The sequence below is a fragment of the Pseudomonas sp. HP_01 genome (assembly GCF_055284355.1).
On sequence record NZ_JBTOPV010000047.1, the window covers coordinates 1 to 21,369 of the forward strand.

Below are 21,369 nucleotides of genomic sequence, written 5' to 3' on the forward strand. Positions count from 1 at the left end.
ATACACCGGCTGCAGGTCTTCGCGCTTGAGCAGCACGTTGTTGCCCAGGCGCGCGGAAAGCTGGCGTGCGGCGTGCAGCGGGGTTTCCACGGCAACGTCATAGACGCGGGAAGTGAGGATCTTTTTGACGTAGTGATTGAGCAGGTCGCCCTGAGCGATCGAGTAGGCTGGCGTCTGACTCATCGTGTGGGCCTCGTCGGCAGGCTTGGGAGGATCAGGCGGTCGACGAAGAAGGCGAGGGAAGGGCGAATGATCATGTCTGGCTCCTGACGTGGTTTTTGGCCCGGGAGACAGAGAGAAAAAACCCGCCTCTAGGGCGGGTTGGGTGCAAACGTCGGCTAACCCGCCATGACTGGAATGGCGGTAATAATTATCTGGCCGAAGAAATGCTGGGATGCGTTCATGGCGTCGAGACTATGGCGAACATGGCGTGGACGTCAAGTGGGCTACCCCGTCATCGCTCAAAAAACTGACAGTCAGGAAAAAACGAACTGCCAGACCCAGGCCAGGCTAACAATCACTAGGGCCGTCGCCGTTTATCCGCGCGCGTCTAGTGTTCAACGGCCCTTCATTTTTTGTTCATGAGGGCACTTTAGGGTTGGGTTCGTAGTCAGTGAATCTGCAGCTGAATGACTCAGCGACACAAGAACCCCATCGATCACAAGAACCCGCCACGAGGGCGCGAAAATGGACGAGTACCAAGAAGAACTGCTGGAATACCAGGCGTATGAATTGGACCCGCTGGAGCCAGCAGAAGACGCCACCGAGTTGTAGGAAAAATCACGGCTGCCAGTCAGAGCGACTGGCGCTGGCTGCGACGAAACGCACCGGGCGTCTGTTCGGTCCAGCGTTTGAAGGCCCGCTGAAAGGCTTCGGCCGACGCAAATCCCAACAAGTAAGCGATTTCGCCAAAGGCCAGTTCGGTGTCCCGGATGTAGGTCATGGCGAGGTCGCGCCGGGTGTCATTGAGGATCGCACGAAACTGCGTGCCCTCGTCCGCCAGCTTACGGCGCAGGGTCCAGGTCGGCAGTTTCAGTCGCGCAGCCACTTCTTCGAGATCCGGTTCACGCCCTCCATTCAACAACGGCCCCAGCAATTGGGTGATGCGCTCGCGCAGACTGCGGGTGCGCGTGAGCTGCTCCAGTTCCCGTTCACACACCTGCAGCAAGTGCCGCCAGGTACTTGGCACGTGGTCGGGATTGCGCAGGCCAAGCTGCTGCTGGTTGAGGCGCAGCTGATTGACGCCCGCGGCGAAACTCACGGGCTGCTCGCAGAGCGCGGCGTATTCAGCAGCGTAGGCGGGGGCGTCGAACTCGATCTCCAGACATTCGGCTCTCAACGTCGTCCCGCTCAGGGTCGACAGTTGATGCAGCCAGCCGCCGAGAATCGAATCCACCACGAAGCGGTTGTAGTCGTTGTACGGGCTGATGGAATAGAAGCGCAGCCAGGCGCCGTTGCTGTCTTCGTGCAGGCTCGACTGGCCGCGATAATTCGAGCCGTACAGCGGTTCGAAACGAATCAGCGTGCGCGCCGCTTCACGCACGGTCGGCGCCTGAGCTGCGGTGATGCCGGCCAGCCCGGCGTGGCTCAAACGACTGGATTGACCCATCCGCAGTCCCAAGGCAGCCACGCCGGTCAGCTCAATGGCCCCATGGCCCAGGCGCATGTAGCGCGGGATCGACAGCCGGGCGCCGGCTTCTCCCAGTCGCGCGGCATCCAGGCCGTATTGCAGCAGCAGCGGTTGCGGGTCCTTGCCTTCATTGTGAACAGCGTCGGCGAGGCTGTGGACGAAACCTACGGACAAATCGCCCAGACGCACGCGAGGGGAGGTCATCGGTTACAACCACAGATTGATCAGGCGCGCGCCATACCCGGGGCGTACGCCTTTCTGGGCTGCGCTGATGGACTGCTCGGCGACGCTTTGCCCGCCGCGACTGGCGAAACTGTGACCGGCGCTGCCTTGATCCCAGAATTGTCCGCGCATGAACACGCTGATGCCGGCCTTCGCGGTGCTGGCCGGTGTCAACGCCAGTCGACGCCAGGCTTCACCCTGGGTGATTGGCTTGGCATCCAGGTTCAAATGGGCCGCCAGCGCCTCGTGCCTGTCGCTGCGCCAGGGTTGCGACCAGCTGTCCACGCCGGCGACGTAGGCCGGTACTGCGATCAGCTCGACGCCGCTGGCATTGAGGCGCGCGTAGTTGTCGGGGTACCAGCTGTCACTGCCGATCAGTGTCGCCAGCCGCCCGGCGCGGGTTTCGATCACGTTGAGCGACGCGTCCTTGCCGGGACGGATGTAGCCCCGCTGATTCCAGCCCGGGAACAACTGACGCTGGGGCTGCCCCAGGGGCAGGCCGTCCGGGCCGAACACCAGGCTGCTGTTATAGAGTGCGCCATGGCCAATACGCAGTTCGCCGTTTTCCACGTGCGGGCTGGGCAGCACGATCGAGCCGGCCACCACCGTCACGCCAAATTCCTTCGCCAGCCCACCGAACACGTTTTGATAATCCTGCGCCATGCTGTACGCCTTCATGCGCAAGCGTGCGTCCTCGAAGCGGCTGCTGCCCCGCGCGTGAATCGCTGCGTCGATAAACAGCAGCGGGTTGCTGAACGCCAGCCAGTTCATCGCCTCTTGGAAGGTGGTGGCCTCGTAGAACTGGGCCTTTTCGTCCACCGCCAACAACCAGGTGCCGATGTGCTCGGGCAGCACCACGATGGTTTTATCGTTGAGCAGCCCATGGTCGCGGGCTTGCACCAGATACGACGCCAGCTTGCGATGCAGGCGTTTGACGCTTGAATAATCGGAAGGGAACAGCTCGGGTTGAATGCCCAGCAGGTTGCCGCGCTCGCCGGGTTGCCCGTCGTTGATGACCAGTTGAATGCGCAGGTCCGTCAGGTAATGCCCGACATGACGCTTGCTCGTCCACAGCCCATAGCTGACGAGAAGAATCACCAGCACTGCAGCGGTAAGTGAGCCGAGAACTTTGCGCATGAAGAAAGGAGAACTGCCTCTGAAGAAAGCGCGCAGGGCGCCATAACGTTGCCGGAAGGCTACGGCAAAACGCTGCTTTGGAGAAGACGCCCGGCTGCCTGGGGGGGGGCGAGACACTAGTAGGGGGCTGCGTCTCGCATGGCGTTAGTAGAAATGCGCTGGATAGAGACTGACAGCAAGGACTCTGCGCGATTTGATCATTAACTTGTCGTTTTCGGTCATTGAGCGGCCGCTACTCGCTGTTTACTGTCTGTGTCATACACAGGCCGTCATTTCGGCCCTGACTGACTCGACGGGCGCCACAGAGCGCTCGCGTCCCGTGATGATGCTCGATGGAGTTTTTATGGCCGCCCCCCACTACCCGCATTTGCTCGCACCCCTGGACCTGGGTTTCACCACGCTGCGCAACCGCACCCTGATGGGCTCGATGCACACCGGGCTCGAAGAGAAGCCGGGCGGGTTCGAGCGCATGGCGTTGTATTTCGCCGAGCGCGCACGGGGCGGGGTTGGCTTGATGGTCACCGGCGGTATCGCACCGAACGCTGAAGGCGGGGTGTATTCGGGGGCGGCCAAGCTGTCGACGCCGGAAGAAGCCGCCAACCATCGCATCGTCACCCAAGCCGTGCATGAGGCCGGCGGCAAGATCTGCATGCAGATCCTCCACGCCGGGCGTTATGCCTACAGCCCCAAGCAAGTGGCACCGAGCGCCATTCAGGCGCCGATCAACCCCTTCACACCCAAAGCGCTGGACGAAGAGGGCATCGAGAAGCAGATTCAGGATTTCGTCACCTGCGCGACCCTGGCGCAGACCGCCGAATACGACGGCGTCGAGATCATGGGCTCCGAAGGCTATTTTATTAACCAGTTTCTCGTCGCCCACACCAACCATCGCACCGACCGTTGGGGCGGCAGCTATGAAAACCGCATGCGCCTGCCGGTGGAGATCGTGCGCCGCGTGCGTGAAGCCGTGGGGGCGAATTTCATCATTATTTATCGCCTGTCGATGCTCGACCTCATTGAGGGCGGCAGCAGCTGGGAAGAAGTGGTGCAACTGGCCCAGGCCATTGAGCGTTCGGGCGCCACGCTGATCAACACCGGCATTGGCTGGCACGAAGCGCGGATCCCGACCATCGCCACCAAGGTGCCGCGCGCGGCGTTCGCCAAAGTGACGGCGAAAATGCGCGGCTCGGTGTCGATCCCGTTGATTACCACCAACCGCATCAATACTCCCGAGGTTGCCGAGCAGATACTCGCCGAAGGTGACGCCGACATGGTCTCCATGGCGCGCCCGTTTCTCGCCGACCCGGAATTCGTCAACAAGGCCTCGGCCGGTCGCAGCGACGAGATCAACACCTGCATCGGCTGCAACCAGGCGTGTCTGGACCACACCTTCGGCGGCAAGCTCACCAGCTGCCTGGTCAACCCTCGCGCCTGTCATGAAACCGAGCTCAATTACCTGCCGGTCACCCAGGTCCGCAAAATCGCGGTCATCGGTGCCGGTCCTGCGGGCCTCGCAGCCGCCACCGTCGCGGCCCAGCGCGGGCATGACGTGACGTTGTTCGACTCGGCCAGCGAAATCGGCGGGCAGTTCAACATCGCCAAGCGCATTCCGGGCAAGGAAGAGTTCTTCGAAACCCTGCGCTACTTCGGCCGCAAGCTGCAAACCACCGGCGTCGACCTGCGCCTGAACACCCGCGTCACGGTCGATGATCTGGTCGGCAAAGGCTATGACGAAGTGATCCTGGCCACCGGCATCGCGCCACGAACGCCCGCCATCCCCGGCGTCGACAACCCCAAGGTGCTGAGCTACCTCGACGTGATCCTCGGCCGCAAGCCGGTCGGCAAGTCCGTCGCCGTGATCGGCGCGGGCGGCATCGGCTTCGACGTGTCGGAATTCCTCGTCCATCAGGGCGTGTCCACCAGCCTGGATCGCGATGCGTTCTGGGACGAGTGGGGCATCGACACGCATCTGGCGGCGCGAGGCGGTGTCGCCGGGATCAAGCCTCATCCCCATGCGCCAGCACGTCAGGTGTTCCTGCTGCAGCGCAAAGCCACGAAAGTCGGCGACGGCCTCGGCAAAACCACCGGCTGGATTCATCGCACGGGGCTCAAGAACAAACAGGTGCAGATGCTCAACAGCGTGGAATATTTGAAGATCGACGACGCGGGTCTGCATATTCGTATCGGGGCTGACGGCGAGGAGAAACTGCTGCCGGTGGACAACGTGGTGATCTGCGCCGGGCAGGATCCGCTGCGTGAACTGTATGACGGGTTACAGGCGGCGGGGCAGAGCGTGCATCTGATTGGCGGGGCGGATGTGGCGACTGAGCTGGATGCCAAACGGGCGATTGATCAGGGATCGCGGTTGGCGGCGGGGTTGTAAGGGTTGGGGGGGGCTGACGGTTGGGAATCCCCCTACACAGCCCCCCAAATCGAGAGTCCAGCCCGACGAGTGCTAGACTCCCGCACCGTCCATAGCCCGACCGATTTAATGTCCCCTCTCTCCTCACACCTGCCGTCCGCACCGCTGCAACCGCTCAATTTCGACTGGCTCCAGGCAGCCGGCGTGCAGGCGGCGATCCTGCGGCTGGACCTTGTCGACCCCCTGATCAGCGGCAATAAATGGTTCAAGCTCAAGCACCATCTGGCGGCGGCTGAGCGAGCCGGGGCGCGGGGCGTTATCAGTCTGGGCGGCGCGCATTCCAATCACCTGCATGCGCTGGCGGCGGCGGGCAAGCGCTTTGGTTTTACCACGGTCGGGCTGGTGCGGGGGCATGCGGTCGAGACGCCAACGGTGCTGGATCTGCAGGCGTTCGGGATGGAGCTGCACTGGCTGGGTTACGCCGGGTATCGCGCGCGGCATGACGCGGATTTCTGGGTGCCGTGGCGCGAGCGTTATCCGCTTCTGTTTCCGGTGCCCGAGGGCGGCGGCGGGCTTGACGGTGCGGTGGGCTGCGCTGAAATCGTTGAACAGGCGCGCCGCCAGCTCGGCGATTTGGGGTGGGAGGATTACGATTGCTGGTGGTTGGCCTGTGGCACTGGCACAACGTTGGCGGGGCTGGTGTTGGCGGAGGCGGAGGCGGGGCAGCATGAGGTGATTGGCGCGATGGCGGTGCCTGAAGCTCATGGGGTTGAGGGCAATGTGGGGGGCATTCTTGAGGCCTTCGCGAGCAAGCTCGCTCCCACAGGGGCTGCGTCGTTGTCGAAACCAGCGACCTTGGCCGAACGTGATCAAAAGCCGCTTAACGCCGCTTTGCCTGCCAGCTGTAAACCTCAGGGTTACCGCTTGCTCGACGCCAGTCGTGGCGGCTTTGCGAAGACCGATCCCGGGTTGCTGGATTTCATTGCGCGTCACGAAGCCGAATCCGGTATCCCCCTCGAACCGCTGTACACCGGCAAGGCATTGCTGGCGCTGCACGAAGAAGTAATCTCGGGCCGGATCGCCAAGGGCACGCGGCTGATCTTCCTGCACACCGGGGGATTGCAGGGCAGACGGACTTTCGAATCTGCGTTGGCACATCCCTGACGCCGGCGCGAGCATCCGGGCACTGGCACGAATCCTGCGGACCACACCCTCCGATAGGTCGGTCCTGAGTACGTCGGCGGCATTTCTGGAGTCAGGCGGGCAGGGCGCAGTGCCGATAATCGGATCTTTCCCACGCGCGCCGAGGTTTCCATGACCACTCCCGTCCTTGAGCAGGTTGATCCTGCCACCCTGAGAAAAGTCATCGTGGCGGCCGCCATCGGCAATTTCGTCGAATGGTTCGACTTCGCGGTGTACGGCTTTCTGGCGACGACCATCGCCCAGCAGTTCTTCCCCAGCGGCGATGCCAGCGCGGCGTTATTGAAAACCTTCGCGGTGTTCGCCGTGGCCTTCGCGTTTCGGCCGCTGGGCGGGGTGTTCTTCGGCATGCTGGGCGACCGCATCGGCCGCAAGCGCACGCTGGCGTTCACCATTCTGCTAATGGCCGGGGCGACGACGATCATCGGTCTGCTGCCAACCTACGCGGCAATCGGCGTCATGGCGCCCGTCTTGCTCACCCTCATTCGCTGCGCCCAGGGTTTTTCTGCCGGCGGCGAGTATGCGGGGGCGTGTGCCTACTTGATGGAACACGCCCCGCGCACGCAGCGGGCGTGGTACGGCAGCTTCGTGCCGGTGTCGACCTTTTCGGCGTTCGCGGCGGCGGCGATCATCGCCTACGCGCTGGAAGCCTCTTTGAGCACCGAAGCCATGGGCAGTTGGGGCTGGCGGCTGCCGTTTCTGATCGCCGCGCCGTTGGGGCTGGTCGGGCTGTACCTGCGCTGGAAACTGGACGAAACCCCGGCGTTTCAGGCGGTCAAGCAGGAGCATGCTGTCGCTCATTCGCCGCTCAAGGAAACCCTGCGCAACCATGGCGCGGCGATCTGCTGCCTCGGCGCGTTCGTGTCGCTGACGGCGTTGTCGTTCTATATGTTCACCACCTATTTCGCGACCTACTTGCAGGTCGCGGGCGGGCTGAGTCGGGCGACCGCGCTGTTGGTGTCGTTGATTGCCTTGCTGTTCGCCGCCGCGATCTGCCCGGTGGCCGGGGCGTTTTCCGACAAGGTCGGGCGACGCAAGACAGTGCTCAGCACCTGCGTCCTGCTGATCGTGGTGGTGTATCCGTCGTTTTTGATGGCCAGTTCCGGGTCGTTCGTGGCGTCGATCGTGGGCGTAATGTTGCTGGCGATTGGCGCTGTCCTGTGCGGCGTGGTGACGGCGGCTTTGTTGTCGGAGACCTTTCCCACGCGTACCCGTTACACCGCTTCGGCGATCACCTACAACATGGCGTACACCATCTTCGGCGGAACGGCACCGCTGATGGCGACCTGGCTGATCGGCGCGACGGGCAGCAACCTGGCGCCGGCGTTTTACCTGATCGTCATTGCGCTGCTGGCGCTGGCGGGCGGACTGGCATTGCCGGAGACGTCCAAAGTGTCACTGCATGAGGTGGAAGGCTCGTTGACGGCGCGGGGGAGATTGCAGACGGCGATCTGACTGCCGCCCCTGCTTCACGCAACCCAACGCACAAATCAGCAACAAAACATGGCAGCGGCGCCCCAAAAAATGGCACATTGGCGGCCCCTTGTGCCGCTGACATGTTCTGTAACGAGTCCCGACGGCGCATCAACGTTCGATGGATGGACCCGATGGCCGTCACCAGCCCTGCAACCGTGCCCGCGACCGATACCCAACCCGTTCCCGCCTCGCAATCAACGCAATCCAGCCCTCTGGTCATGCGCATCATTGGTGCAGTGGCCTTGGCGCACCTGCTCAATGACCTGATTCAGTCGATCCTGCCTTCCATCTACCCCATGCTGAAGGCCTCCTACGGCCTGACTTTCACCCAGGTCGGGCTGATCACCCTGACGTTCCAGGTCACGGCGTCGTTGCTGCAGCCCTGGGTCGGTTATTACACCGATCGCCACCCCAACCCGCTGGTGCTGCCGGTGGGCTCGTTGTGCATTCTGGGCGGTGTGATGATGCTCGCGACCGTGGGCAGTTTCCCGCTGATCCTGCTCGCCGCAGGGTTGATCGGCATCGGCTCGTCGACCTTTCACCCCGAAGCCTCGCGCATTGCCCGGCTGGCCTCAGGCGGGCGCTTTGGCCTGGCGCAATCGACCTTTCAAGTGGGCGGCAACAGCGGTTCCGCCATCGGGCCGCTGCTGGCGGCGGCGATCATCATCCCTTTCGGTCAGGGGCATATCGCCTGGTTCGGACTGGTGGCGCTGTTTTCCGTGGGCCTGCTGTACGCCATCAGCCGCTGGTACAAGGCGCACCTGGCGCTGTTCAAAATGAAGGCCGGCCAGGCGGCGACCCACGGGCTGTCGAAACGTCGGGTGACCAGCGCGTTGGTGGTGCTGGCGCTGTTGGTGTTCTCCAAATATTTCTACATGGCCAGCTTCACCAGCTACTTCACGTTTTACCTCATCGACAAATTCCAGCTGTCGGTCGCCAGCTCGCAGCTGCACTTGTTCATGTTCCTGGCGGCGGTGGCGGCGGGCACGTTTTTCGGCGGGCCGATCGGTGATCGCATCGGGCGCAAGGCGGTGATCTGGTTCTCGATTCTGGGCGTCGCGCCGTTCACCATCGCGCTGCCCTACGCCGATCTGTTCTGGACCAGCGTGCTCAGCGTGATCATCGGTTTCATTCTGGCCTCGGCGTTCTCGGCCATCGTCGTCTACGCCCAGGAACTGGTGCCGGGCAACGTCGGCATGATCGCCGGCATCTTCTTTGGGCTGATGTTCGGCTTCGGCGGCATCGGCGCCGCATTATTGGGTCACCTCGCGGATCTTCACGGCATCGTTTATGTCTACACCCTGTGCTCCTACCTGCCGCTGTTAGGCATCCTCGCCATCCTGCTTCCGAGAACTTCAAAAAGATGTTGATAGCCGTCGCGATTTTTCTGGTCACCATCACCTTGGTGATCTGGCAACCCAAGGGCCTTGGTGTCGGCTGGAGTGCAACGTTTGGCGCAGTGCTCGCGCTACTTTTCGGGGTGGTGCACCTGAGTGACATCCCCCAGGTCTGGCACATCATCTGGAACGCGACCGGGACGTTCATTGCGCTGATCATCATCAGCCTGTTGCTCGACGAGGCCGGGTTTTTCAACTGGGCGGCGCTGCACGTGGCGCGTTGGGGCAACGGCAAGGGCAGGCGGCTATTTGCGTTTATCGTGCTCCTCGGCGCGCTGGTCTCGGCGCTGTTCGCCAATGACGGCGCGGCGCTGATCCTCACGCCCATCGTCATGTCGATGCTGCTGGCGCTGCGCTTTTCGCCAGCGACTACCCTGGCTTTCGTGATGGCGGCAGGGTTCATTGCCGACACCGCGAGCCTGCCGCTGGTGGTCTCCAACCTGGTCAACATCGTGTCCGCCGACTATTTCGGCATCGGTTTCAACCGCTACGCGTCGGTGATGGTGCCGGTCAATCTGGTCAGCGTCGCTGCGACGCTGGCAGTGCTGATGCTGTTCTTTCGTCGCGACATCCCGAAGACCTTCGACGCCTCGCAACTGGCCGAGCCGTCTTCGGCGATTAAGGACCGCGCGACCTTCATGACCGGTTGGTGGGTGCTGGGGATCTTGCTGGTGGGCTGCTTCGCCCTGGAACCGCTGGGGATTCCCATCAGCGCGATCTCCGCCGTGTGCGCCGCGATCCTGCTGGGCATCGCCGCCAAAGGCCACCGCATTTCGACGCGCAAGGTACTGAAAGACGCGCCGTGGCAGATTGTTATTTTCTCGCTGGGCATGTACCTGGTGGTGTACGGCCTGCGCAATCAGGGCCTGACCGATTACCTCGCAACCTGGCTCGATCGTTTCGCTGAACATGGTTTGTGGGGGGCGGCGATGGGCACGGGCGTGCTGACGGCGCTGCTGTCTTCGGTGATGAACAACCTGCCGACGGTGCTGATCGGCCTGTTGTCCATTGATGCAAGCCACGCCCACGGCGTGCTGCAGGAAGCGATGATTTACGCCAACGTGATCGGCAGCGACCTTGGCCCGAAAATCACCCCGATCGGCAGTCTTGCCACTTTGTTGTGGCTGCATGTGCTGGCGAAGAAGGGCGTGACCATCGGCTGGGGTTATTACTTCCGCGTCGGCATCGTGCTGACCGTGCCGGTTTTGTTGATTACCCTCGCGGCGCTGGTGCTGCGACTGAGTCTGTAACGCGGCGCGCATCCGGCAGGTTCGGCCACAGGTCCGACACCAGAAACAGCCGCTCGGCCTCTTCCCAGTGGCCGTCGGCGTGGCGCATCAGGCGCACCAGCAGTTGCGCCGGCGCCAGCGGGTCGAGGGCGTCCAGCCAGTTCTGAAACTGACGCGGTGTCCAGGCCTCGTCGCAGCGCGCCGGCGCCAGCCAGGCCGGACGCGGCAGCAATTGCCAGCGGTCCTCCAGGCTGCTTTCTGCGTACCCGCTCCAGTCCTTTTGATGCAGCCACTTTCCCCGCGGATGCTCAGGGTGTGCCCCTTGAGGGGGAGGGGCAGTCTTCGGCCAGGGATAAAACAGATAACCCCCCAGCCAGAGCGACGCGCTGAAGGTTTCCACGCCCCGCGCGGCGAGTATCGTGGTGCTTTCCGGGCGCGCCGACATGGGCAGTTGATGCTCATTCAGGTGGGCGAGCTTCACATCCAGCCGGTCGACGGCGCCGGGGCCGAGCCAGTGGGCCGGCTCTTCGCCGTCCTGATCCTGCCGCCCCAGATACAGCTTTATCGCCAATTCAATGTGGTGATCGCCGTCCTTATCCCGCAGCAGCAAGTCCAGCTCGCCCAGTGTGCGACCGTCGCCCTGAATCGGCAGATTCGCCGCGAGCAACTCGACGCCGGGCGCGTGCTGGATTGCGAACTGCCAGAGCCGCTCGTAATACAGCCCCAGCCGGCGCGTCGAGCTTCTCGCCAGCCAGGCATTGAGGGCGCTGTCGTCTTGGTCCAGCTGGGTTAAAAAAGCTCCCAGCGCTTCAGGGTGTTGCACCCAGTCGCTGCCGCTGAGGGGGTGACGCTGGGGCCATTGGGTTTCAGCCAGCAGGGGAGGCGACAGGATCACCCACGCCAGGTCCCGCACGGTGGGCGTAAGAAGCTGACGGGGCAGGGCGCTCAGGGTCGGGAACAGGTTCTTCATCGGGGCAGGATAGCGGGTGATGGGCGGTTGCAGCCACCGGATCATTATCGCCGTCGGTGCCCGACACCATTTGCGTGTTTGACGTAAATCTTCCTACGGATGCAATGTTTTTGCGCCGGATTTGAGGTGATAGCACGGAGGGCAGAGCGCTTCATTTGCCGCACCCGACCCCTTCGCCCATAATCGCGTTCTTTACACGCATCAAGCCTGCGGGAGCCCCATGGAGCAATTTCGAAATATCGGCATCATTGGTCGCCTGGGCAGTACCCAGGTGGTGGAGACCGTTCGCCGACTCAAGAAATTCCTGATATCGCGGCACCTGCATGTGATCCTCGAAGACGCCATCGCCGAGGTCTTGCCGGGCCATGGTTTGCAGACGTCTTCGCGCAAGATGCTCGGTGAGGTCTGCGACATGGTCATCGTGGTCGGCGGCGACGGCAGTCTGCTCGGCGCCGCCCGTGCGCTGGCCAAGCACAATGTGCCGGTGCTGGGCATCAACCGTGGCAGCCTGGGCTTCCTCACTGACATCCGCCCCGACGAGCTGGAAGTCAAAGTCGCTGAAGTGCTCGACGGCCACTATCTGGTGGAAAACCGCTTCCTGTTGCAGGCCGAAGTGCGCCGTCACGGTGAAGCGATCGGCCAGGGCGACGCCCTCAACGACGTCGTGCTGCACCCCGGCAAATCCACCCGGATGATCGAATTCGAAATCTACATCGACGGCCAGTTCGTCTGCAGCCAGAAGGCCGACGGCCTGATCGTTGCAACGCCCACCGGCTCCACGGCCTATGCGCTGTCGGCGGGCGGCCCGATCATGCACCCCAAGCTCGACGCCATCGTCATCGTGCCGATGTACCCGCACACGCTGTCCGGCAGGCCGATTGTCGTCGATGGAAACAGTGAGCTGAAAATCGTTGTCTCAAAGGACATGACGATCTATCCACAGGTTTCCTGCGATGGCCAGAACCACTTCACCTGCGCGCCGGGTGACACCGTGACCGTGAAAAAGAAGCCGCAGAAGCTGCGCCTCATTCACCCCCTCGACCACAATTACTACGAAGTCTGCCGGACCAAACTCGGTTGGGGCAGTCGGCTTGGCGGCGGGAGCGACTGATGCTCGATCCCGCGCGTGGCTACGATCTGATCGGTGACGTGCATGGTTGTGCCCAGACCCTTGAGCACTTGCTCGACACCCTTGGTTACCGCTTTCAGGCCGGCGTCTGGCGCCACCCTGAACGCATCGCCGTGTTCCTCGGCGACATCATCGACCGCGGCCCGCGTATTCGCGAAGCGCTGCACATCGTCCGTGACATGGTCGAGGCCGGCCAGGCGTTCTGCATCATGGGCAACCATGAATTCAACGCGCTGGGCTGGAGCACGCCGGCGCCGCCCGAGAGCGGCCATGAGTGGGTGCGCGAACACACGCCGCGCCATGCCCGTCTGTTGGGCGAAACCCTGGCGCAGTTCGAGCAGCATCCCGGTGACTGGAACGACTTTCTCAAATGGTTTTACCAACTGCCGCTGTTCATCGACGCCGAGCGCTTCCGTGTCGTCCACGCCTGTTGGGATGCCAGTCTGATCGCGCCGTTGCGCAGCGTTCATGGCGACGGTCGCATCGACCAGGCCTTCGTGCAGGCGTCGGCGGAGCCGGGCAGTTTTGCCTGCGCGGTGTTTGATCGCCTGCTGCGCGGCACCGACATGCGCCTGCCCCACGGCATGACCCTGACCGGCGGCGACGGCCTGACCCGCGCCTCGTTCCGCACCAAGTTCTGGGAAGACGACCCGCAGACCTACGGCGACGTGGTGTTTCAGCCTGACGCGCTGCCGGAGCCGGTGGCGCGGCGGCCGCTGTCCCCCAGCGAGAAGAACGCGCTGCTGCGATACGGCGCCAATGAACCGCTGTTGTTCGTCGGCCACTACTGGCGCAGCGGCATTCCCGCGCCGATCCGGCCCAACCTGGCGTGCCTGGACTACAGCGCCGTGCTCTACGGCAAGCTGGTCGCCTACCGGCTGGATCAGGAAACCCAGATCGACCCGGACAAGTTCGTCTGGGTCGACGTCACCCGACCGGAGATAGGTCAATGAGTCCGGTTGCTGTTTTACGCCTGCCGCTTCAAACCGACCTGAGCGGTTTCGTCGAGTTGCTGCGACGCCTCAACGTGCCCCATCGGGTCAGCGAAGAGGCCGGCGAGCAAGTGCTGTGGGTGCCCGATGCACCGCAACTGGCCGATGACGTCCGTCAGTTGTATCAGCAATACCCTGAAGGCGACCCGACCGCGCAGTTGCCCCCGGGCCGTGAAATCGTGACCGTAAGCCGGCCCAGTCCGCTGGTGCAGGTGCGCAACAGTCCGGTGACCAGCGTGATCTTGCTGATCTGCCTGATCGTCGCCGGCGTGACTTTGCTCGGCGACAATTTTGAAGCCTTGAGCTGGTTGACCTTCAACGACTTCCGCGTCAACGGCGAGTACATCAGCTTTTTGCCGGTGGAAACGTCGCTGGGGGCGGGGCAGTGGTGGCGGGTTGTCACGCCGATGCTGATTCACTTCGGTGTGCTGCACCTGGTGATGAACGCGCTGTGGTTCTGGGAGCTGGGCCGGCGCATCGAAATGCGCCAGGGCAGTTGGCAGTTGCTCGGCCTGACCCTGGCGTTCAGCGCCTTTTCCAATTACGTCCAGTATTTCTGGAGCGGCCCGAGTCTGTTCGGTGGTCTGTCCGGCGTGCTGTATGGCCTGCTCGGTCACTGCTGGATCTTTCAATTGCTCGCCCCCAACCCCATGTATCGTTTACCACGCGGTGTTCTGGGGATGATGCTGATCTGGCTGGTGGTGTGCCTGTCCGGCGTCGTCGGTGTGCTCGGGTTTGGCGAAATCGCCAACGGCGCCCATGTCGGCGGCCTGATCATCGGTTGTGCTACAGGTCTTGTGGGCGGTGCACTGGCCCGCCGCAGACATTAAAATCGCCCGCTTAATTCTGGGAGAACCCAATGTCCTCTTTTGTCGAAATGATCGAAAACATCACCCCGGACGTCTACGAAAGCCTGAAGCTGGCGGTGGAGATCGGTAAATGGTCCGACGGCCGCAAGCTGACCCAGGAACAACGTGAGCTGTCGCTGCAGGCGCTGATTGCCTGGGAAGTGCGCAACGTTCCGGAAGACCAGCGCATCGGCTACATGGGCCCGCAAGAGTGTGCGTCGAAGTCGGCGCCGGTGCCCAATATCCTGTTCAAATCGGACTCCATTCATTGATTGAAATCGGCAGAGGCTCCGTCAACAAAATGTCCGCGCGGCTTGAGGCCTCGCGGGTGGAATACGCGTTCCGGCTGGGTGATACACAGATCCCGGTCAACCCGCTGATCGGCAAGACCGTGCGCCTTGAGTTTCTGGGTGCGATTCATTGCAGCCATTGCGGCAAGCGCACCAAAACCAGCTACAGCCAGGGTTATTGCTATCCGTGCATGCTCAAGCTGGCCCAGTGCGACCTGTGCATCATGAGCCCCGAACGCTGCCACCACGAACATGGCACCTGCCGCGATCCGGCGTGGGGCGAGCAGTTTTGCATGACCGACCACGTGGTCTATCTGGCCAATTCGTCGGGCGTCAAAGTCGGCATCACCCGTGCCACCCAGCTGCCCACCCGCTGGCTGGACCAGGGCGCCAGCCAGGCGCTGCCGATCGTGCGCTGTGCCACGCGCCAGCAATCCGGTTTCGTCGAAGACCTGTTCCGCAGTCAGGTGGCTGATCGCACCAACTGGCGCGCGTTGCTCAAGGGCGACGCACCGGCGGTTGATCTGACGGCGATTCGTCAGCAACTGTTCGAGTCCTGTGCCGAGGGGCTTGTCGCGCTGCAAATGCGCTTTGGCTTGCAGGCCATTCAAGTGATGAACGATGTCGAGCCCATCGAGATCCGATACCCGGTAGAGGCCTATCCGACCAAGATCGTCAGCTTCAACCTGGACAAGGATCCGATCGCCGAAGGTACCCTGATGGGCGTCAAAGGGCAGTACCTGATCTTCGACACCGGCGTGATCAATATTCGCAAATACACGGCGTATCAACTCGCCGTGCATCAGTAGCCCGTATTAGCAGAAGAGGGACAACCGCATGCGCACCGACCAGCCGAAAATGATTTACCTGAAGGATTATCAGGCGCCTGAGTACCTCATTGACGAGACCCACCTGACGTTCGAATTGTTCGACGACCACTCGCTGGTCCACGCGCAGTTGGTGATGCGTCGCAACCCGGACCGCGCCGCGCTGGCTCAGGGCGCGGCCTTGCCACCGCTGCAACTCGACGGCCAGCAGCTTGAGCTGCTGTCGGTGAAACTGGCGGATGTCGACCTGTCCGAGGGCGACCTGTCACAGAGCGGCTATCAGCTGACCTCCGACAGCCTGACCGTGCAGCCGACGTCCGAGACCTTCACCCTCGACACCACCGTGAAGATCCACCCGGAAACCAACACGGCCCTGGAAGGCCTGTACAAATCCAGCGGCATGTTCTGCACCCAGTGCGAGGCCGAGGGTTTCCGCAAGATCACCTATTACCTCGACCGCCCGGACGTGATGAGCACGTTCACCACGACGGTCAGCGCCAACAAGCAGGCTTTCCCGATCCTGCTGTCCAACGGCAACCTGATCGCGGCCGGCCCCTCCGATGACAGCCAGCGCCACTGGGCAACGTGGGAAGACCCGTTCAAGAAGCCGGCTTACCTGTTCGCGCTGGTGGCCGGTGACTTGTGGTGCATCGAAGACACCTTCACCACCATGAGCCAGCGCAAGGTGACGCTGCGCATCTTCGTTGAGCCGGAAAACGTCGACAAATGCCAGCACGCCATGGACAGCCTGAAGAAGTCCATGCGCTGGGACGAAGAGGTCTACGGCCGCGAATACGATCTGGACATCTTCATGATCGTCGCCGTCAACGACTTCAACATGGGCGCCATGGAGAACAAGGGCCTCAACATCTTCAACTCCAGCGCCGTGCTGGCCCGCGCCGAAACCGCCACCGACGCTGCTCACCAGCGCGTCGAAGCGATCGTGGCTCACGAATACTTCCACAACTGGACCGGCAACCGCGTGACCTGCCGCGACTGGTTCCAGCTGTCGCTGAAGGAAGGCTTCACGGTGTTCCGTGATTCCGGCTTCTCTGCGGACATGAACTCGGCCACGGTCAAGCGCATCCAGGACGTCGCCTACCTGCGCACCCACCAGTTCGCCGAAGACGCCGGCCCCATGGCCCACGCCGTGCGCCCGGACAGCTTCATCGAGATTTCCAACTTCTACACCCTGACCGTCTACGAGAAGGGCGCGGAAGTGGTCGGCATGATCCACACGCTGCTAGGCGTGGAGGGATTCCGCAAGGGCAGCGACTTGTTCTTCGAACGCCACGACGGCCAGGCCGTGACCTGCGATGACTTCGTCAAAGCCATGGAAGACGCCAATGGGGTCGACTTCACCCAGTTCAAGCGCTGGTATTCCCAGGCCGGCACGCCGCGTCTGGCGGTCAGCGAGTCTTATGACGCTGCCGCTAAAACCTACAGCCTGACCTTCCGTCAGAGCACGCCGACCACGCCGGGCCAGCCGGGCGATCAGAAACTGCCGTTCGTGATTCCGGTCGCCATGGGCCTGCTGGACGCCCAGGGTCAGGAACTCCCTCTGCGCCTGCAGGGCGAGGCCCCGGCGGTGAACACCTCCCGCGTGCTCTCGGTGATCGAAGCCGAGCAGACCTTCACCTTCATCGACATCGCCGAACAGCCGCTGCCTTCGCTGCTGCGCGGGTTCTCGGCGCCGGTGAAACTGAGCTTCCCGTACAACCGCGATCAACTGATGTTCCTGATGCAGCATGACAGCGACGGCTTCAACCGCTGGGATGCCGGTCAGCAACTGTCCGTGCAAGTGCTGCAGGACCTTATCGGCCAGCACCAGAAAGGCGAATCGCTGGTCATGGATCAGCGTCTGATCACCGCGCTGCACACGGTGCTGACCGACGAAAGCCTGGATCAGGCCATGGTCGCGGAAATGCTCTCGCTGCCGGGCGAGGCATATCTGATCGAGATCAGCGAAGTGGCTGACGTCGATGCGATCCACGCCGCGCGCGAGTTCGCCCGTCAGCAATTGGCCGACAACCTGAGCGACGCGCTGTGGCAGCGTTACCAGACCAACCGCGAGCTGTCGAAGCAGACGCCTTATGTGGCTGCGTCCGAGCACTTCGCTCGCCGTGCGCTGCAGAACATCGCCCTGTCTTACCTGATGCAGACCGGCAAGCCGGAAGTCCTGGCCGCCGCCATCGACCAGTTCGACACCGCCGACAACATGACCGAGCGCCTGACCGCGCTGGCCGTGCTGGTCAACTCGCCGTTCGAGGCCGAGAAAGCCAAGGCGCTGGAAGTGTTCGCCGAGAATTTCAAGGACAACGCGCTGGTCATGGATCAGTGGTTCAGCGTGCAGGCCGGCAGCACCCTGCCGGGCGGGCTGGAGCGGGTGAAAGCGCTGATGCAGCACCCGGCGTTCACCATGAAGAACCCGAACAAGGTGCGTGCCTTGATCGGCGCCTTTGCCGGGCAGAACCTGATCAACTTCCATGCGGCGGATGGCTCTGGCTATCGCTTCCTGGCCGATCTGGTCATCGAGCTGAACGGCTTCAACCCGCAGATCGCCTCTCGCCAACTGGCGCCGCTGACCCGCTGGCGCAAGTACGACGGCGCGCGCCAAGCGCTGATGAAAGCGGAACTGGAGCGCATCCTCGCCTCCGGCCCGCTGTCGCCGGACGTGTATGAAGTGGTGAGCAAAAGCCTGGCGTAAATCGGGCGGATGTTAAAAAGGGCTGTCCGTTTGCACGGACAGCCCTTTTTTATGGCCGCTGATTTATGGTTTTAGCGGCTGCGGATGCTTTCTTGCACGCGATACCTTGGCAGGACTGGCTTTAGCCGGGAAGAGGCCGGTTCGTGCGCCATCCATTTTGCGGTGTAACGAATGGCGCCTTCCCGGCTGAAGCCGGTCCCACAATTCGAGACGTCCAATGATTCCGGCGAGCGGGGGATCAGGCGTTGAAACCGATAATCGCCTTGGTCTCCAGATACTCTTCGAACCCCTGCACGCCGTACTCGCGGCCATTGCCCGAGCGCTTGTAGCCGCCAAAGGGTGCCATGGGGTCCCACGCCGGATGGTTCAGGTGCACTTGTCCGGCACGGATGCGCGAGGCGACGGCGCGGCCCAGTTCCAGGTCCTGCGCCTGCACGTGGGCGCCCAGGCCATAGACCGTGTCGTTGGCGATGGCCACGGCTTCGTCGATGGAGTCATAGGCCAGGATGCACAGCACCGGGCCGAAGATTTCCTCCTGGGCGATGCGCATCGCTGAGTCAACTTCGGAGAACACCGTTGGCTTGGTGTAATAACCTTTTTCAAACCCTGGCACGCGGCCCAGTCCGCCGCACAGCAGTTTCGCGCCTTCGCTGATGCCGGCGTGGATCATCGCCTGGACACGGCTGAACTGGGCTTCGTTGGCAATCGGCCCGAGTTGGGTTTCAGGGGACTGCGGATCACCGACGATCAACGCGTTGGCAGTTTCGGCGGCCAGTGCTTCGACTTCGGCGAGGCGGGCGCGGGGCACGATCATGCGGGTCGGTGCGCTGCACGACTGGCCGACGTTGCGCAAGGCCGACATCACCCCCAAGGGCACGACTTTGGCGAAGTCGGCGTCAGGCAGCATGACGTTCGGCGACTTGCCGCCCAGTTCCTGGGTCACGCGTTTTACCGTCACTGCGGCCGCTTGCGCGACGAGGGCTCCGGCACGGTTCGAGCCGGTGATGGAGATCATGTCGATATCAGGGTGCGCGGCGATGGCAGCGCCGACGTCCGCGCCGCTGCCGTTGACCAGATTGAACACGCCGGGGGGTAGGCCGGCGTCGTGGACCAGTTGGGCGAACAGCAGGGCGCTTAACGGGGACAGCTCGCTGGGTTTCAACACCACGGTGCAACCGGCGGCGAGGGCCGGCGCGACTTTGGCGGTGATCTGGTACAGCGGCCAGTTCCATGGGGTGATCAGACCGCAAACGCCGATGGCTTCCCGCTCGATGGCGGTGCTGCCTTCAACGGTTCTAAACGGGTAAGTGGACAGCAGATCCCGGGCGACCCGCACGTGTTCGGCGGCCAGCGGCACCTGCATGGCGCGGGAGAAACTGATGGCCGCGCCCATTTCCAGGGACAGGACCTGGGCGAGCGTTTCTTTGCGTTCAAGGATTAGCGCGTGGATGTTACCCAGGATCGCTGCACGTTCTTTGACCGGCGTTGCCGACCAGCCAGGGAAGGCTGCGCGCGCTGCTGCGACGGCCCGATCAACGTCCTCGGCCGAACCCCGCGCGACCTCGGCGACCACCTCTTCAGTGGCCGGATTGACCACGGGCAAGCTGGCGGGGACCTTTGGGGATATCCACTCGCCGTTGATGTAGAAAGCTCCGGCGTTTTGCAGCTCGATGCCGTGGGTGTTTGAAGAGTGTGAGGTCATCCAGCTAGCTCCCTGGAGCGGTGATAAGTGCTGTGAACAGCGAGTCCTGACGTCTCGATACGCTAACAAACCGGCCCAGGCAAAAGATGCCGTTGTTGCGACCTGCAAGGGAGAATCTGCTGAATCCGCCGGTGTTACCGCTGACGCCTTCCCGGCTAAAGCCGGTCCTACAAAGTCGTGCGCTGCCCGAGTGGCGGTGTACGGGCTTTTGATTTCAGTGGGACCGGCTTCAGCCGGGAAGAGGCCAGTATGAGCGCCATCAATTTTGCGGTGTGGCATCCGATGCCTTCCCGGCTAAAGCCGGTCCTACAAGGTATTGCGTGCGCTGCCTGATTGGCGGGATGCATGCGGTCTGTTTTTGTAGGACTGGCTTTAGCCGGGAAGAGGCCAGTGTGAGCGCCATCAATTTGCGGTGTGACGCGTGACGCTTTCCCGGCTGAAGCCGGTCCTACTAAAGGCAGCGCGCGCTGCATCAGTGGGCTGTGCACGCGCTTTTGATTTCAGTGGGACTGGCTTCAGCCGGGAAGAGGCCTGTGTGGGCACCATCGATTTCGCGGTGTGACGCCTGACGTCTTCCCGGCTAAAGCCGGTCCTACAAGGTATTGCGTGCGCTGCCTGATTGGCGGGATGCACGCGGTCTGTTTTTGTAGGACTGGCTTTAGCCGGGAAGAGGCCAGTGTGAGCACCATCAAATTTGCGGTGTTGCGCCTGACGCCTTCCCGGCTAAAGCCGGTCCCACAAAGTCGTGCGCTGCCTGAGTGGCGGTGTGCACGCGGTCTGTTTTTGTAGGACTGGCTTCAGCCGGGAAGAGGCCAGTATGAGCACCATCAATTTCGCGGCGTGACGCCTCACGCTTTCCCGGCTAAAGCCGGTCCTACAAGGGATTGCGTACGCTGCCTGATTGGCGGGATGCATGCGGTCTGTTTTTGTAGGACTGGCTTTAGCCGGGAAGAGGCCTGTGTGGGCACCATCGATTTCGCGGCGTGGCGCCTGACGCCTTCCCGGCTAAAGCCGGTCCTACAAGGTATTGCGTGCGCTGCCTCATTGGCGGGATGCATGCGGTCTGTTTTTGTAGGACTGGCTTTAGCCGGGAAGAGGCCCGTGTGAGCGCCATCAATTTTGCGGCGTGGCGCCTGACGCCTTCCCGGCTAAAGCCGGTCCTACAAGGGATTGCGTACGCTGCCTGATTGGCGGGATGCACGCGGTCTGTTTTTGTAGGACTGGCTTTAGCCGGGAAGAGGCCAGTGTGAG

At 62.5% G+C, this 21,369-nt stretch carries 16 protein-coding genes; 11 read left to right on the forward strand and 5 right to left on the reverse strand.

Annotation, left to right across the window (positions count from 1 at the left end; translation table 11 throughout):
* From ACYAR8_RS21145 to ACYAR8_RS21155, 3 genes are all read right to left on the reverse strand, one after another.
* The coding region (locus tag ACYAR8_RS21145) for a hypothetical protein (RefSeq protein WP_463580970.1) at window positions 1-144 on the reverse strand (144 nt) is incomplete at its 3' end.
* A gap of 649 nt (window positions 145-793) precedes the next feature.
* Window positions 794-1,834 carry an AraC family transcriptional regulator gene (locus ACYAR8_RS21150; RefSeq protein WP_074888069.1) on the reverse strand — a complete coding sequence of 347 codons (1,041 nt, stop codon included), beginning with the start codon at window positions 1,832-1,834 and terminating at the stop codon, window positions 794-796.
* A gap of 3 nt (window positions 1,835-1,837) precedes the next feature.
* Window positions 1,838-2,989: a carbon-nitrogen hydrolase family protein gene (locus tag ACYAR8_RS21155; protein ID WP_463580962.1), complete on the reverse strand. Its 1,152-nt coding sequence runs from the start codon at window positions 2,987-2,989 to the stop codon at window positions 1,838-1,840.
* Window positions 2,990-3,332: 343 nt separating this feature from the next.
* Here ACYAR8_RS21155 and ACYAR8_RS21160 point away from each other — a divergent pair, with 343 nt between their 5' ends.
* The 5 genes from ACYAR8_RS21160 to ACYAR8_RS21180 all read left to right on the forward strand — a co-directional run bounded on the left by ACYAR8_RS21160 (window position 3,333) and on the right by ACYAR8_RS21180 (window position 10,674).
* On the forward strand, window positions 3,333-5,372 hold the full coding sequence (locus ACYAR8_RS21160; protein WP_463580963.1) for an oxidoreductase: 2,040 nt from the start codon (window positions 3,333-3,335) through the stop codon (window positions 5,370-5,372).
* Window positions 5,373-5,480: 108 nt separating this feature from the next.
* Window positions 5,481-6,515 (forward strand): 1-aminocyclopropane-1-carboxylate deaminase/D-cysteine desulfhydrase, encoded by a 1,035-nt coding sequence (locus tag ACYAR8_RS21165; RefSeq protein ID WP_463580964.1) that lies wholly within the window; start codon window positions 5,481-5,483, stop codon window positions 6,513-6,515.
* A gap of 150 nt (window positions 6,516-6,665) precedes the next feature.
* A complete protein-coding gene (locus ACYAR8_RS21170; protein WP_463580965.1) occupies window positions 6,666-8,006 on the forward strand; it encodes an MFS transporter in 1,341 nt (446 codons plus the stop codon).
* Window positions 8,007-8,158: 152 nt separating this feature from the next.
* Window positions 8,159-9,397 carry an MFS transporter gene (locus tag ACYAR8_RS21175; protein WP_463580966.1) on the forward strand — a complete coding sequence of 413 codons (1,239 nt, stop codon included), beginning with the start codon at window positions 8,159-8,161 and terminating at the stop codon, window positions 9,395-9,397.
* Window positions 9,391-10,674, forward strand: coding sequence for an arsenic transporter (locus tag ACYAR8_RS21180; RefSeq protein ID WP_108123013.1), 1,284 nt, complete (start codon window positions 9,391-9,393; stop codon window positions 10,672-10,674). The genes ACYAR8_RS21175 and ACYAR8_RS21180 overlap by 7 nt, the downstream gene beginning before the upstream one ends.
* Here ACYAR8_RS21180 and ACYAR8_RS21185 read toward each other — a convergent pair.
* Entirely contained in the window at window positions 10,637-11,668 is a 1,032-nt protein-coding gene (locus ACYAR8_RS21185) for a DUF1853 family protein (RefSeq protein WP_139214467.1), read from the reverse strand. The genes ACYAR8_RS21180 and ACYAR8_RS21185 overlap by 38 nt on opposite strands.
* 175 nt (window positions 11,669-11,843) lie before the next feature.
* Here ACYAR8_RS21185 and ACYAR8_RS21190 point away from each other — a divergent pair, with 175 nt between their 5' ends.
* The 6 genes from ACYAR8_RS21190 to pepN are packed head-to-tail and all read left to right on the forward strand — an operon-like array spanning window position 11,844 to window position 18,416.
* On the forward strand, window positions 11,844-12,734 hold the full coding sequence (locus ACYAR8_RS21190; protein ID WP_037011709.1) for an NAD(+) kinase: 891 nt from the start codon (window positions 11,844-11,846) through the stop codon (window positions 12,732-12,734).
* A complete protein-coding gene (locus ACYAR8_RS21195; RefSeq protein ID WP_074888027.1) occupies window positions 12,734-13,705 on the forward strand; it encodes a metallophosphoesterase in 972 nt (323 codons plus the stop codon). The genes ACYAR8_RS21190 and ACYAR8_RS21195 overlap by 1 nt, the downstream gene beginning before the upstream one ends.
* Entirely contained in the window at window positions 13,702-14,574 is an 873-nt protein-coding gene (locus ACYAR8_RS21200; RefSeq protein WP_074888024.1) for a rhomboid family intramembrane serine protease, read from the forward strand. Before ACYAR8_RS21195 ends, ACYAR8_RS21200 begins: the two co-directional genes overlap by 4 nt.
* 29 nt (window positions 14,575-14,603) lie before the next feature.
* Window positions 14,604-14,864 (forward strand): YeaC family protein, encoded by a 261-nt coding sequence (locus ACYAR8_RS21205; protein ID WP_074888021.1) that lies wholly within the window; start codon window positions 14,604-14,606, stop codon window positions 14,862-14,864.
* Window positions 14,861-15,691 (forward strand): DUF2797 domain-containing protein, encoded by an 831-nt coding sequence (locus ACYAR8_RS21210; RefSeq protein WP_463580967.1) that lies wholly within the window; start codon window positions 14,861-14,863, stop codon window positions 15,689-15,691. Before ACYAR8_RS21205 ends, ACYAR8_RS21210 begins: the two co-directional genes overlap by 4 nt.
* Window positions 15,692-15,719: 28 nt before the next feature.
* Entirely contained in the window at window positions 15,720-18,416 is a 2,697-nt protein-coding gene (gene pepN, locus ACYAR8_RS21215) for an aminopeptidase N (RefSeq protein WP_463580968.1), read from the forward strand.
* A gap of 238 nt (window positions 18,417-18,654) precedes the next feature.
* On the opposite strand, the gene ACYAR8_RS21220 is transcribed toward pepN, so the two are convergent.
* The gene (locus tag ACYAR8_RS21220; RefSeq protein WP_463580969.1) at window positions 18,655-20,118 is read right to left on the reverse strand and encodes an aldehyde dehydrogenase family protein; all 1,464 of its coding nucleotides are present in this window, start codon (window positions 20,116-20,118) and stop codon (window positions 18,655-18,657) included.
* Window positions 20,119-21,369: the final 1,251 nt, after the last annotated feature.

Excerpts from the sequence above, each read along its gene's own strand:
- ACYAR8_RS21150 (WP_074888069.1), bottom strand. The coding sequence starts at position 1,834 with ATGACCTCCCCTCGCGTGCGTCTGGGCGATTTGTCCGTAGGTTTCGTC.
- ACYAR8_RS21155 (WP_463580962.1), bottom strand. The coding sequence starts at position 2,989 with ATGCGCAAAGTTCTCGGCTCACTTACCGCTGCAGTGCTGGTGATTCTT.
- ACYAR8_RS21160 (WP_463580963.1), top strand. The coding sequence starts at position 3,333 with ATGGCCGCCCCCCACTACCCGCATTTGCTCGCACCCCTGGACCTGGGT.
- ACYAR8_RS21165 (WP_463580964.1), top strand. The coding sequence starts at position 5,481 with ATGTCCCCTCTCTCCTCACACCTGCCGTCCGCACCGCTGCAACCGCTC.
- ACYAR8_RS21170 (WP_463580965.1), top strand. The coding sequence starts at position 6,666 with ATGACCACTCCCGTCCTTGAGCAGGTTGATCCTGCCACCCTGAGAAAA.
- ACYAR8_RS21175 (WP_463580966.1), top strand. The coding sequence starts at position 8,159 with ATGGCCGTCACCAGCCCTGCAACCGTGCCCGCGACCGATACCCAACCC.
- ACYAR8_RS21180 (WP_108123013.1), top strand. The coding sequence starts at position 9,391 with ATGTTGATAGCCGTCGCGATTTTTCTGGTCACCATCACCTTGGTGATC.
- ACYAR8_RS21185 (WP_139214467.1), bottom strand. The coding sequence starts at position 11,668 with ATGATCCGGTGGCTGCAACCGCCCATCACCCGCTATCCTGCCCCGATG.
- ACYAR8_RS21190 (WP_037011709.1), top strand. The coding sequence starts at position 11,844 with ATGGAGCAATTTCGAAATATCGGCATCATTGGTCGCCTGGGCAGTACC.
- ACYAR8_RS21195 (WP_074888027.1), top strand. The coding sequence starts at position 12,734 with ATGCTCGATCCCGCGCGTGGCTACGATCTGATCGGTGACGTGCATGGT.
- ACYAR8_RS21200 (WP_074888024.1), top strand. The coding sequence starts at position 13,702 with ATGAGTCCGGTTGCTGTTTTACGCCTGCCGCTTCAAACCGACCTGAGC.
- ACYAR8_RS21205 (WP_074888021.1), top strand. The coding sequence starts at position 14,604 with ATGTCCTCTTTTGTCGAAATGATCGAAAACATCACCCCGGACGTCTAC.
- pepN (WP_463580968.1), top strand. The coding sequence starts at position 15,720 with ATGCGCACCGACCAGCCGAAAATGATTTACCTGAAGGATTATCAGGCG.
- ACYAR8_RS21220 (WP_463580969.1), bottom strand. The coding sequence starts at position 20,118 with ATGACCTCACACTCTTCAAACACCCACGGCATCGAGCTGCAAAACGCC.